12 protein-coding genes are annotated in these 12684 nt (G+C 38.3%); 5 read left to right on the top strand and 7 right to left on the bottom strand.

Annotated features, from left to right (window positions below; genetic code table 11):
• Positions 1-92: 92 nt before the first annotated feature.
• The 5 genes from ACYQ2D_RS15260 to ACYQ2D_RS15240 form a co-directional block, all read right to left on the bottom strand.
• Positions 93-719: an alpha/beta hydrolase gene (locus tag ACYQ2D_RS15260; protein ID WP_459786040.1), complete on the bottom strand. Its 627-nt coding sequence runs from the start codon at positions 717-719 to the stop codon at positions 93-95.
• Between the two features lie 366 nt (positions 720-1085).
• A complete protein-coding gene (pyk, locus tag ACYQ2D_RS15255) occupies positions 1086-2522 on the bottom strand; it encodes a pyruvate kinase (protein ID WP_459786038.1) in 1437 nt (478 codons plus the stop codon).
• An 18-nt stretch (positions 2523-2540) separates the two neighbouring features.
• Entirely contained in the window at positions 2541-3395 is an 855-nt protein-coding gene (locus ACYQ2D_RS15250; protein WP_022303529.1) for a rhomboid family intramembrane serine protease, read from the bottom strand.
• A gap of 75 nt (positions 3396-3470) precedes the next feature.
• Positions 3471-4412, bottom strand: a complete 942-nt coding sequence (locus ACYQ2D_RS15245) for a magnesium transporter CorA family protein (RefSeq protein WP_022303530.1) — start codon at positions 4410-4412, stop codon at positions 3471-3473.
• A gap of 27 nt (positions 4413-4439) precedes the next feature.
• Entirely contained in the window at positions 4440-5501 is a 1062-nt protein-coding gene (locus ACYQ2D_RS15240) for a lactonase family protein (protein ID WP_459786037.1), read from the bottom strand.
• A gap of 232 nt (positions 5502-5733) precedes the next feature.
• Here ACYQ2D_RS15240 and ACYQ2D_RS15235 point away from each other — a divergent pair, with 232 nt between their 5' ends.
• From ACYQ2D_RS15235 to ACYQ2D_RS15220, 4 genes are read left to right on the top strand one after another with little or no spacing between them, the layout of a single operon-like run.
• Positions 5734-6807 (top strand): ABC transporter ATP-binding protein, encoded by a 1074-nt coding sequence (locus ACYQ2D_RS15235; RefSeq protein ID WP_117457655.1) that lies wholly within the window; start codon positions 5734-5736, stop codon positions 6805-6807.
• Positions 6800-7615: an ABC transporter permease gene (locus tag ACYQ2D_RS15230; RefSeq protein ID WP_459786036.1), complete on the top strand. Its 816-nt coding sequence runs from the start codon at positions 6800-6802 to the stop codon at positions 7613-7615. The genes ACYQ2D_RS15235 and ACYQ2D_RS15230 overlap by 8 nt, the downstream gene beginning before the upstream one ends.
• Complete coding sequence (locus ACYQ2D_RS15225) at positions 7615-9495, top strand: extracellular solute-binding protein (protein ID WP_459786034.1); 1881 nt, start codon at positions 7615-7617, stop codon at positions 9493-9495. Before ACYQ2D_RS15230 ends, ACYQ2D_RS15225 begins: the two co-directional genes overlap by 1 nt.
• Positions 9496-9505: 10 nt before the next feature.
• Entirely contained in the window at positions 9506-10393 is an 888-nt protein-coding gene (locus ACYQ2D_RS15220; protein ID WP_117457657.1) for an RluA family pseudouridine synthase, read from the top strand.
• A gap of 116 nt (positions 10394-10509) precedes the next feature.
• On the opposite strand, the gene ACYQ2D_RS15215 is transcribed toward ACYQ2D_RS15220, so the two are convergent.
• A complete protein-coding gene (locus ACYQ2D_RS15215; protein ID WP_117457658.1) occupies positions 10510-11004 on the bottom strand; it encodes a heme-degrading domain-containing protein in 495 nt (164 codons plus the stop codon).
• A gap of 44 nt (positions 11005-11048) precedes the next feature.
• Positions 11049-12053, bottom strand: coding sequence for a tryptophan--tRNA ligase (gene trpS / locus ACYQ2D_RS15210; protein WP_459786032.1), 1005 nt, complete (start codon positions 12051-12053; stop codon positions 11049-11051).
• A gap of 134 nt (positions 12054-12187) precedes the next feature.
• On the opposite strand from trpS, the gene ACYQ2D_RS15205 reads away from it, so the two are divergent.
• A complete protein-coding gene (locus ACYQ2D_RS15205; protein WP_459786031.1) occupies positions 12188-12667 on the top strand; it encodes an S-ribosylhomocysteine lyase in 480 nt (159 codons plus the stop codon).
• Positions 12668-12684 lie beyond the last annotated feature (17 nt).

Genomic DNA, 12684 nt, shown 5'->3' with positions numbered 1-12684 from the left:
TTTCTCTCTAATCATATATACACGGTTATTATATGTCACATGCTTTCATTTTTCAACAAAAATTTTGTGGATTAAAGTGATAAACAAAATCATTACTGATTTATAATTACCCATGAAAATGCTTTTGCCGTTCTTTCTCCTGCTTCTTTAAAATGATTTCCTTGATTCCATTCCAAAATACACTTCACTTTATTTTCTTTCATAATTTTCTCCACTTCTCTAATATTATCTCCAACTGTTGACAGCATCGCATTTTTGGTTTTGTCTTCTTTGTCTCCAAGACTCAAATAGATACAGGGACTTTTTACTTCATTTTCTTCCAAATAAGTGAGGAAACCCGGAAACCATACCGACGGTGATGCAGCCGCTATTCCGGCAAATTTACCGCTCTGGCAACATGCCCAGAGACTAAATAATCCTGCAAGCGAATATCCTCCCAGATAATATTTTTTATTTTTATCCGAACATAATTTTAATATCTCCGTAAGCAACTCTAATGCTCCATCACCAAATGCTTCTTTTCCAAATACTGCCGGTGCTTTCCATGGTGATAATTCTTGATTCCAGTTATCTACCTTTATTGCAAGCATTTGTATCTCTTTTTTTGTATTTATTTTTATTCGTTCAACTTGATTTGGTATTTCATTCAGATTATGAGTTCCAACAGGTTGGATTAGTACAATATTTGATTCTGGATTTCCATATTTATATAGCTTCATTCAAACAATTTCTCCTCACATCTTTCATTCAAATTCCTGCTTTTTATCATTAGAATTCTATAACTATACGCCACCACTTTTCATTTGCTGACCGATTTTCACTCTAAAATTTCCACTCCTGCTACCACTCCATTACATGATATCTTTCTTTTGATGCAGTATACATTACTATTCCTCCTATACTCTCAAATTCTTTCGGGTTGTTTTTATACTACTTATGTTGTAATTCTTTTTACAAACATCAATTCATGCCTTTATTATACATTAAAATTTTCTCTACTCATACTACAAATATTTATGCTACAAAAGGAGCTGTCCATCCGGACAGCCCCTTCTATCTGTTTCTATCTCTATTCTAATCGATTCTTATTTTACCTCAATTACATGAAGCATATTGGTAACATTCTGCTCATTTACGGAGCTGTTTGTTGCCGGGTCACCGGCAGTTAAAACTACTAACTGACCTTTTTTCACCAGACGTTTGCGTTTTACTGTTTCCATTGAATTGAGCAGAATATTTTCTGTTGAGTCTTTTGTATAACCTTTTAATGGTTTTACACCCCAGTAAAGCTGCATCTTATGCTGTACAGATTCGTTTGGTGTAATCGCATAAATCGGCATTGGAGGTCTGAAACTGGATACAAGACGTGCCGTCTTACCTGACATTGTCGGTGTAATAATGCAGGCTGCCTCCAGATTTCTCGCTGTACGCACAGAAGAGATTCCAATTGCACTTGAAATTTTTGTCTTCCGATACATGCTTCTGTGTGTAACATATTTATCATAATCTACATACTGTTCGGTGCTTTCTGCAACTTCTTCCATCATCTTTAAGGCTTCTACCGGATATTTTCCTGCTGCGGTTTCTCCGGAAAGCATAACAGCGTCTGTTCCGTCATAAATTGCATTTGCTACATCGCCAACTTCTGCACGGGTTGGACGTGGATTACGAATCATGGAATCCAGCATCTGAGTCGCAGTAATAACCGGTACATATTTTTCATTACATTTCTGAATGATTGTTTTCTGAATATGTGGAACTTCCTGTGGCGGAATTTCTACACCAAGGTCGCCTCGTGCTACCATAATTCCATCCGCCGCTTTGATGATTTCATCAATATTATCAACACCTTCACGGTTCTCAATTTTTGCAATGATTGCAATATGCTCTGCATGATGCTCGGTTAAAATCTTACGGATTTCATTGACACCTGCTGCATTTCTGATAAAAGAAGCGGCAATAAAATCAATATCCTGAGAAATTCCAAAGATAATATCATTTTTATCTTTTTCTGTAATTGCCGGAAGTTTAATTTTTACATTCGGCACATTGATTCCTTTTTTCTCTCCAAGTTCTCCGCCATTTTCAATCAGACAGACAATCGAATCTTTCTTTGTTGCCTGTACCTCGAGTTCAATCAGACCATCATCAATCAGAATCTTGTCACCTTTTTTTACATCTTTCGCAAGACCAGGATAGGTAATAGAACATCCTTTTTCATTTCCCACGCACTCTTCTACATAAAGAGTAAAGGTTTCTCCCTCTTTTAATGTAACTTTCTGTCCGCCTTCTAAAACTCCGGTTCTGATTTCCGGACCTTTCGTATCAAGAAGAATTGCAACCGGTCGGTCTAATTCCTCTCTTACGTTTTTCAGCAGATTCATACGATTTTTCTGTTCCTCATAGTCACCATGCGAAAAGTTAAATCTTGCCACATCCATTCCATTTTTTACGAGTGCACGCATTATCGTTTTTTTATCGGTATTTGGTCCCATCGTACATACAATCTTTGTCCTGCGCATAATATCATATCCTCCTGATTATTTGATATGTGTATGTGTAAATAAATGTTCCTGACAATATTCATAGTTTCCATTGCATTTGGAACAGAAACGAAATTCCAAATCGTCCCCATCATTTTCTGTTCTGCCACAAATTGCACATTTATGTTTTGTTATATTTGGTGTCATCTTTGGATGAACCGCCTTCTTAAACTGCTGTTTTCTGTGTATTTCACGTGGCGAAATCGTTTTATAATTTCTTGTCATAAAGAAGAAAATAATAAAATTCAGTAACGACACAAGAATCATCATACGGACAGCCCATGCACCATATCCGGATACACGAATAAAGTTATAAGCCAGATATGCAATATCAAGATATGCCATCCATTTAATCTTAATCGGTATTACAAAATATAACAGTACCTGCATATCCGGATAATTTGCCGCAAATGCAAGGAATATTGACAAGTTAATATAATATGTCGAAATTATGCTTGCTCCATAAAGGGAAATCTGAAGTCCGCCAATGAAATACAGCAAGAAAGCTCCAATCACAGTGAATAAAATTCCACTGAAAATGTACACGTTATACCGGAACTCTCCCCATGTTCTTTCAAGCGCTGTTCCCAGTGAATAATAAAAGAGTAGCATAATAATTGTAAAAATATCCAGTCCTGAAGGCGGAATTAACACCCAGCTCACCAGTCTCCAAATCTGTCCATGCAGTATATGGTACGGACTCAAAGCCAGATAGCCCATAATACCTACTCCGGTCATGTTTTGAAAAACCTCCAGGGCATATCCAATCACATAACACAAAATAATATATTTCGTCAATTCCGGTATTGCATACCTGCCGAATTTCCGTTCCATTTTATTTAAAAAATTCATTTCATTTCCTCATTTCCGGTTTATTCCCGCCCTCAAGAAATTTTCTGATTTCACTTTAAATTAAAGGAATGAACCCTAAAACAGGTCTTTCTTTGAAAAAATAATTGCCACAATCAGACTTAGTATCAAAGACAACACAATTACAATAGCAAATCCATACGGACTGTCTGCAAATGGCATCCCGAATGATTTTACATTCATTCCATAGGCACTGAAAATCATAGTCGGAATGGACATTACAATCGTAACTGTTGCCAAAAATTTCATGACAATATTTAAGTTGTTTGAAATAACAGACGCAAACGCATCGGTCATTCCACTTAAAATTCCACTGTAAATATTTGCCATCTCAATCGCCTGCTTGTTCTCGACGATAACATCCTCAAGCAGGTCTGTATCGTCGGGATATTTTTTAATCCGGTCTACCTTTAAAAGCTTTTCCAGCACCACTTCGTTAGAACGAAGGGAAGTAATAAAGTAGACCAGTGATTTTTCCAGTTCAAGAAGTTCTATCAGCTCCTGATTTCTGGTCGAAGCATGCAGTTTCTCTTCCACTTCTTCACTTTTCTTATCTATGATACGCAGATAATGCAGGAACATGCTTGCATTATTATACAGAATCTGTAAAATAAACCGCGTTTTCATATAAGTATAAAAATTGCGTACACGCCCGTCCATGAATTTTCCAAGAACCGATGTATCTTCCAGACAAACTGTAAAAATCATTTCATTTGTGATTATAATAGAAAGAGGAATGGTTCCAAACCAGTCCTTGTCTCCTCTTTCCTCTATAATCGGAGTATCCACCAAAATCAAGGTATAATTTTCTTCAACTTCTATACGGGAGCGTTCTTCTTCATCCAGAGGTGCACGTAAATCATCTACTTCTATCTGAAACCGATTACAGATTTCAAAAATTTCCGTAGCAGTCGGATTTGTCAGGGCAACCCAGCAACCTTCACATGCTTCCTCCATCTGATGCATTTTTCCATCAATGGTTTTAAAAATTCGAATCATGGTATCTCCCTTCGTCTGCCATGAATATTATTCTGCGTAATCACATTTATGGAAAATAATACTGTTTGGAGTTTCTACCTTAAGCGGTCTTCCTTTCATAATTAACAGCTTTTTCTCATAATCAATTGAAAATGTTGTGATAGAGTTTGATTCATGATTGACAACAGCCAGATGACGACCGTCCGGGAATACATCAAGGTCTTTTGGATATTCTCCACTGATTGGCAGTACGAACTGTCTTTCAATGTGACCTGTCTCTTCATCTACTTTATACATTGCAACCGTATTTTCTCCGGCTGTAGAAGTAAACAGATATTTTCCATCTTCAGAAAGACACATTCCAGAAGTTGCATCATGTGCCTCATCTTCATGGGAAGCCAAAGTGCTTTCTGTCTGAAGCAGTTCAAATTTCGGATTTTCACCGCTTCCATCATAACTGTAAACCTGAATTTCATTTTTTAATTCATAGTTTACAAAGGCAAACTTTCCATTCGGGCTGAATTTGATCAGTCTCGGACCAGATTCTCTGACACAACGAAGAACGTCAACCAAATCCAGCTTACTGGTTCTCTCTGTCGGACGATAAATCTTAATCTGATCAATTCCATTATCAACTGCACACAGATATTTTCCATCCGGAGTCGGACGCACACAACTGACATGCGGACGGAAGTTTCTTTCTGCAACACTGCCAAGACCTTTATGGAAGACACCATCCATAACACTTCCAAGTCGTCCGTCTCTATGTGTGTGTACTACGGTAACTTTTCCATCATGATAGCCTGCAACATACAGATATTTTCCTTTTGTATCGGTGGAAAGGTGACAGCCTCTCATTCCATCAATACCAACTTTATTAATAAAGGTTAAATCCCCATCCGGCTCGATTGCAAATACTGCCACACCTTCATCAGCGATAGAGTACAGATATTTTCCGTTTACAGAGATAGCCAGATGGGAAGAATTATTTACAGGAACTACTTTTCTCTCTGTCATAGTTCCCTCTTCCACATTTACGTCATATAAATGAATTCCAATACTGCTTCCGTGAGTATAAGTTCCAACATAAGCAACATACTTTTCTTTCATTATAGTAATACCCTCCTGTCTGTTTTTTATTCGTTCCGTTGTCCGGTCTACCGACATTCTACCACAAAGTTTTTTTTTATACAATGCAATTTCCCCCGATTTTACAAACATTTATCTCGCCCTTCTATTGACAGGATTTTCGGTTCTAGTATAATGAAATTTAAAAGCCTGGTAGGAATCATTCCGTTTCTGCCGGCATTTTATTTACTATACTTTATTTAAGGAGACTGCCATGAAAAAAACACTGGTGGATTTTATCCATATCTCAAAAGGGTTTGGGGAACAGCTTGTTTTAGATGATTTAAATCTGTCGGTTCATGAAAATGAATTTCTCACTCTGCTTGGTCCAAGTGGATGCGGAAAAACAACCACTCTTCGTATCTTAGGAGGATTTGAATCCCCGGACAAGGGACAGGTCATTTTTGACGGTCAGGACATTACGCATCTTCCCCCAAATAAGCGGAATTTGAACACCGTATTCCAGAAATACGCTCTTTTTTCTCACATGAGTGTATCCGAAAATATTGCTTTTGGCTTGAAAATTTCCGGAAAATCTGATGCCTATATTAAAGATAAAATCCGATATGCCCTGAAACTTGTAAATCTGGAAGGATATGAAAACAGACTTCCGGATTCATTAAGCGGCGGTCAGCAGCAGAGAATTGCAATTGCCCGCGCAATCGTAAATGAACCACGTTTACTGCTCTTAGATGAACCACTTGGTGCTCTTGACTTAAAACTTCGTCAGGACATGCAGTATGAACTGATTCGTTTAAAAAATGAACTTGGTATTACCTTCATCTACGTCACTCACGATCAGGAAGAAGCCCTTACCATGTCCGATACGATTGTTGTTATGAATCAAGGTTATATTCAACAGATGGGTTCTCCGGAAGATATCTACAATGAGCCACAAAATGCTTTTGTAGCAGACTTTATCGGAGAAAGTAATATCATCGAAGGAGTTATGATACAAGACCGCCTGGTACAGATTCTTGGTGCAAAATTTGATTGTGTCGATACCGGATTTGGACAGAATAAACCGGTCGATGTAGTCATCCGTCCAGAGGATGTTGACCTTGTAGAACCGGAAAAAGGCACAATTACCGGTGTAGTCACACATTTAATTTTTAAAGGTGTCCACTACGAGATGGAAGTGCAGGCAAATGGATTTGAATGGCTTGTTCACAGCACAGATATGTTTCCGGTCGGACAAAAAGTCGGCATTCATGTAGACCCGTTCGATATCCAGATTATGAATAAACCGGAATCGGAAGATGAGGAGGCGATAGGAGTTAATGAATAAGAAAAAATTGCTTGCCGGACCTTATCTTTTCTGGGCTCTGGCATTTATTCTCATCCCGCTTGCTATGATTGTCTACTATGGTCTTACTGATGCAAATGGTCATCTGACCTTTGAAAATCTTCTGGCTATCGGAACGGTTGAGAATTTTAAGGCACTCTGTCTTTCCCTCCTGCTTTCTCTCATCAGCACCGCCATCTGTCTGCTCCTTGCCTATCCTCTGGCAATCATTCTTTCCAATATGAAAGTTGGTCAAAATGGATTTATTGTGCTCATTTTTATTATCCCTATGTGGATGAATTTTCTTCTGCGCACACTGGCATGGCAGACCCTGTTGGAGAAAAACGGAGTCATCAATCAGGTGTTACACTTTTTCCATCTGCCCACACTCCAGCTAATCAATACGCCTTATGCGATTGTTCTGGGCATGGTTTACAACTTTTTACCGTTTATGGTTCTTCCGCTTTACAACGTTCTCTCCAAAATTGACAAAGATGTCATTTCTGCTGCAAGAGACTTAGGGGCAACAGAATTTTATACGTTCCGTAAAATTATCTTTCCTTTAAGTATACCAGGTGTTGTAAGCGGTATTATTATGGTTTTTGTTCCTGCACTTACCACCTTTGTTATTTCTGATTTACTTGGTGGAAGCAAAATTTTGTTAATCGGAAACGTCATCGAACAAAAATTCAAACAAGGAAGCAACTGGAATGTCGGAAGTGGTCTTTCTCTGGTGCTGATGGTCTTTATTTTGATCAGTATGGTGATTACAACCAAATATGATAAAAATGGAGAAGGAGGCATGTTCTAATGAAAAAAACAGCACGTAATATCTACCTTGGATTCATTTTATTTTTAATGTATGCCCCGATTGCGACTTTGGTTGTACTCTCTTTTAACTCATCCAAATCCCGTTCAAAATGGGGTGGATTTACGCTCAAATGGTATTCTTCCCTGTTTCAGGACGACGCCATTATGAGTGCCCTTTATAATACCCTTGCAATTGCGTTTCTTTCTGCCTTAATTGCAACCATTATCGGCACTTGTGCCTCTCTTGGCATCACCGCAATGAAAACAAAATGGCGCACCGTTATCATGGGAATTACCAATATTCCTGTTTTAAATTCTGATATCGTAACCGGAATTTCCTTAATGCTGCTTTTTATTGCGTTTCGTTTTACTTTAGGCTTTTCTACAATCCTGATTGCACACATTACTTTTAATATTCCTTATGCAATCTTAAGCGTCATGCCCAAACTAAAACAGACCAATAAAAGCACTTACGAAGCTGCCCGCGACTTAGGTGCGGGACCATTTCAGGCATTTATGAAAGTCGTATTTCCAGATATCCTCCCGGGTGTATTGTCCGGATTTTTAATGACTTTTACCATGTCACTCGATGATTTTATCATCACCCACTTTACAAAAGGTCCCGGAGTTGATACACTTTCTACAAAGATTTATTCTGAAGTACGAAAAGGAATCCGTCCGGAAATGTATGCACTTTCCACTCTTTTATTCTTATCGGTTATGGTAATTATGATTTTAATGAACACCTCACCAAAAGAAACGGATTCTAAAAAGGCTGGTTCAACCGCAAAAGATTTTAAACGAAAGCGAAAAATCCCATGGCATCAGGTAATCCCTGCCGGATTTATCTTATTAATCGCAGTAACCGGATTAGTTCATCATGTAAGAACAACCGGAAGTGTCTCCGAAGAACAGGTAATTGTTTACAACTGGGGAGAATACATCGACCCTGATGTGCTTGACATCTTTGAAGAAGAAACCGGAATTCAGGTTATCTATGAAGAATACGAAACCAATGAAATCATGTATCCTAAAATTCTTTCCGGTGCTATTGCTTATGATGTAGTATGTCCTTCGGATTATATGATTCAACGTATGCGTGAAAATGGACTGTTAAGCAGATTAAACCTTGATAACATTCCAAATCTGAAAAATATTGACCCTGCCTATTTAACCCAGAGCCAAAGTTTCGACCCTGATAATGAATATTCCGTTCCATATTGTGTTGGAACAATCGGTATTCTCTACAATAAAAATATGGTAGATGAGCCAGTTGACAGCTGGAATATTTTATGGGATGAAAAATACAAGGATCGCATCTTAATGCAGGATTCTGTACGTGATGCGTTTGCTGTTGCCTTAAAACGTAAAGGCTATTCCTTAAACTCAGTCGAAGTTGATGAACTCATTCAGGCAAAAGATGATTTAATTGCCCAGAAACCGCTTGTACAGGCTTATGTGGTAGACCAGGTTCGCGACAAAATGATTGGAAATGAAGCCGCTCTCGGTGTTATTTATTCCGGTGAAGCGCTTTATACACAAAGAGAAAATCCGGCACTTGAGTATGTCATTCCAAAAGAGGGTTCCAATATATGGATTGACTCCTGGGTGATTCCGTCCAACGCCAAAAATAAAGAAAATGCTGAAAAATTTATTAATTTCTTATGCCGACCTGATATAGCTCTTATGAACTTTGAGTATATCACTTATGCAACTCCTAATGCGGCTGCAAGGGCTTTAATCGAAGATGAAAGTATCCGAAACAGTGAAACTCTGTTCCCATCCGATAAAGATTTGGCACGCTGTGAAACATTCCGTTTTCTTGGAGACGAGGCAGATTCTTATTACAACGAACTTTGGAATAAAGTAAAATCAAATTAGGAGTGATACCTTGAACCGAACCTTTACTTATCTTATTACTCAAAAGGATTCCCCTTGCACAGTGGAATCCTATTTAAAAAAACGAGGTTATTCTCATCCGATTTTGGTTCAGTTAAAAAAGACCCAAAACGGAATTTTAGTCAATCAAAAATGGGCTTATGTCAAAACAATTCTAAATCCCGATGATAAACTTGAAATTCATCTGGAAGAGACCGCTTCTTCTGAACATATTGTTCCGGTTGAGCTTCCCTTCTCTATTGTTTATGAAGATGAAGATATCCTTGTTGTAAATAAGCCGGCAGATATGCCGATTCATCCCTCAATTAATAATTATGAAAATACTCTGGCAAATGCAGTTGCCTACTATTATAAAAAACAGGGAGAAACTTTTATTTTCCGCTGTATCAACCGCTTAGACCGTGATACAACCGGACTTTTAATCATTGCAAAGCACGCTTTAAGTGCCTCGATTCTTTCAAAACAGATGAAGGCACGTGAAATCCGCCGGACTTATCTTGCAGTCTGCAAAGGTCAGCTTCCGGCCGAAGTCGGCATTATCAATGCCCCAATTGCCAGAAAAGCAGATTCTGCGATTGAACGCTGTGTTGATTTTTCTAATGGAGAAAGCGCAGTAACCCATTATCGGGTGCGGTATTACCAGAATGGCTATTCCCTTGTGGAACTTCATTTAGAGACTGGACGCACCCATCAAATCCGGATTCATATGCAGTATCTTGGAAATCCACTTCCGGGGGATTATCTTTACTGTCCGGATTACTCTAAAATCTCACGCACTGCCTTACATTCCTACCGGCTTGCATTTTGTCATCCGATTACCGGAAAGCGAATGGATTTTTACGCACCGCTTCCCACGGATATGGCAGCATTTTTTCAGTAAATAAAAAAGTACTGCGTATTTCTTTCAAATCACGAAATACACGGTACTTTTTTATTGCTCTTTATTATTTTTTCTGGCTGCTCATACAGATAAGCCTATGGGGGTTCTCCACCAATTTATAATGCCCGAATTCTCGGCACTTCATCTACATGCAGATATTTTCCAATTGTTTTTACAATAATATCATGGTTGATAAATGGATTCTGATCTGTCACGACAATTGCTCCAATGACTCCCACTTCCTCTACACGAATCGGAAATCCTCCACCCATGCAGGAAAACTCTTTTTCATCAAGTCCAATATCTTCTAAGGTTTCTTCATTTTGCTTTAATTCGCTGTATAAAAGCAGACTGCTTTTTTCCATTATTTTTACGGTATTGAAGGTCCGGTCTGTAAAACGGTCACTGTTTAATGTAGTCGTATTTCCGGCATACTTAAATACCGTGCTGCCATTATTCTTTCGAATTGTAATCGAACAATCCAATCCACGTTTTTTACTCTCTGCCACCAGCATAATTCCTAACTGCCATGCATCCTCATTTGTAAAATGATTGAACTGTAAAATCTCTTCCTGCAGACTTAAAACATTAATTACTTCATCCATTGTCATACGCCATTCCTCCTGTCTGACTTTATGTGAAATACTTTTTATATTTAACGGATTCTGTCTGGAAAACCTACTTTTCGCTGTACTTTGCGGAGTGTTTTATTTGCATAATAGCTGGCTTTTTCTGCATTTTCTTTGATAATAGAATCTAAGTAAGCCTTATCTTTTTCCAGTCTGGAAACTTCATCCTGAAGTGGTTTTAACACACTTACTACAGCTTCACCGACTGCCATTTTCAGTTCTCCATAACCTCTTCCTTCAAATTCTTTCACCGCTTCATCCGGTGTTTTACCTTCACATGCACAGTAGATATCAATCAGGTTCTTCAGTCCCGGCTGTTCCTCTCTATAAGCAATATTTGCCTCGGAGTCTGTCACTGCACGTTTACATTTACGGATAATTGTATCCGGGTCATCCATCAGATAAATACTTCCATTTGGATTTTCATCGGATTTAGACATCTTTTTAGACGGATCCTGAAGACTCATGATTTTTGCTCCAACTTTTCCAACATAAGCTTCCGGAATAGTAAATACATCCCCATAAATATTATTAAAACGAGTAGCAATATCTCTGGTTAATTCCAGATGCTGCATCTGGTCAATTCCTACCGGAACAACATCTGCCTGATATAATAAAATATCAGCAGCCATCAAGACCGGATAGGTAAATAAACCTGCATTGATGTTATCTGCATGTTTTGCTGATTTATCTTTAAACTGCGTCATACGATTGAGCTCGCCCATATAGGTAAAACAGTTCAAAATCCATGCCAGTTCTGCATGTCCGGATACATGGGACTGATAATAGATACAATTCTTTTTCGGGTCTAACCCTGCTGCAATGTAAAGAGTCAGAAGTGCTCTTGCTCTTTTTCTAAGTGTAGCTGGGTCCTGACGCACCGTAATAGAGTGCATATCTACAACACTGTAGAAACATTCATACTCGTCACTTAACTTTACCCAGTTTTTTAATGCCCCAAGATAATTTCCAAGAGTCAGATTTCCAGTTGCCTGCATACCACTAAACAACACTTTTTTATCATTAATCATCTTTTTGTCCTCCAAGTTTTGCTAAAATAAATTGTAACATTGTGCCACTGTAAAGTCAAATATACTTGCACGAAAATTTAATTCGATTTATAATAAATTTTGAAAAAACAAACCCTGAAAGGAGAATTAGCTACATGGAAAAAATTGCAAGCTTTACCATTGACCATATAAAATTACAGCCTGGAGTTTATGTTTCCAGAAAAGATCACATTGGAGACGAAGTAATTACCACTTTTGATTTAAGAATGACTTCCCCAAACGAAGAACCTGTTATGAATACTGCTGAGATGCACACAATTGAACATCTCGCTGCTACTTTTCTTCGCAGCCATAAAGAGTATGGCACAAAAACCGTTTACTTTGGACCTATGGGATGCCGTACCGGATTTTATCTGCTTTTAGCAGGTGACTACGAATCCCGCGATATTGTTGATTTAATGGTGGAAATGTTTACTTTCATCCGTGACTTTAAGGGCGAAGTGCCTGGGGCTTCCGCAAAAGACTGTGGAAACTATCTTGATATGAATCTCGGTATGGCAAACTATCTTGCTAAAAAATATCTGGATGAAGTCTTAATCGATATCAAACCGGAACGTCTGGTTTATCCAGAATAATTCCAAGTTCAAATCAG

The organism is Blautia stercoris, assembly GCF_054657695.1.
The sequence above is the reverse complement of the archived record's forward strand: the minus strand, read 5'-3'. Positions and strand labels throughout refer to the sequence as shown.

Excerpts from the sequence above, each read along its gene's own strand:
- ACYQ2D_RS15205 (WP_459786031.1), top strand. The coding sequence starts at position 12,188 with ATGGAAAAAATTGCAAGCTTTACCATTGACCATATAAAATTACAGCCT.
- ACYQ2D_RS15230 (WP_459786036.1), top strand. The coding sequence starts at position 6,800 with ATGAATAAGAAAAAATTGCTTGCCGGACCTTATCTTTTCTGGGCTCTG.
- ACYQ2D_RS15260 (WP_459786040.1), bottom strand. The coding sequence starts at position 719 with ATGAAGCTATATAAATATGGAAATCCAGAATCAAATATTGTACTAATC.
- ACYQ2D_RS15235 (WP_117457655.1), top strand. The coding sequence starts at position 5,734 with ATGAAAAAAACACTGGTGGATTTTATCCATATCTCAAAAGGGTTTGGG.
- pyk (WP_459786038.1), bottom strand. The coding sequence starts at position 2,522 with ATGCGCAGGACAAAGATTGTATGTACGATGGGACCAAATACCGATAAA.
- ACYQ2D_RS15250 (WP_022303529.1), bottom strand. The coding sequence starts at position 3,395 with ATGAATTTTTTAAATAAAATGGAACGGAAATTCGGCAGGTATGCAATA.
- ACYQ2D_RS15240 (WP_459786037.1), bottom strand. The coding sequence starts at position 5,501 with ATGAAAGAAAAGTATGTTGCTTATGTTGGAACTTATACTCACGGAAGC.
- trpS (WP_459786032.1), bottom strand. The coding sequence starts at position 12,053 with ATGATTAATGATAAAAAAGTGTTGTTTAGTGGTATGCAGGCAACTGGA.
- ACYQ2D_RS15215 (WP_117457658.1), bottom strand. The coding sequence starts at position 11,004 with ATGACAATGGATGAAGTAATTAATGTTTTAAGTCTGCAGGAAGAGATT.
- ACYQ2D_RS15245 (WP_022303530.1), bottom strand. The coding sequence starts at position 4,412 with ATGATTCGAATTTTTAAAACCATTGATGGAAAAATGCATCAGATGGAG.
- ACYQ2D_RS15225 (WP_459786034.1), top strand. The coding sequence starts at position 7,615 with ATGAAAAAAACAGCACGTAATATCTACCTTGGATTCATTTTATTTTTA.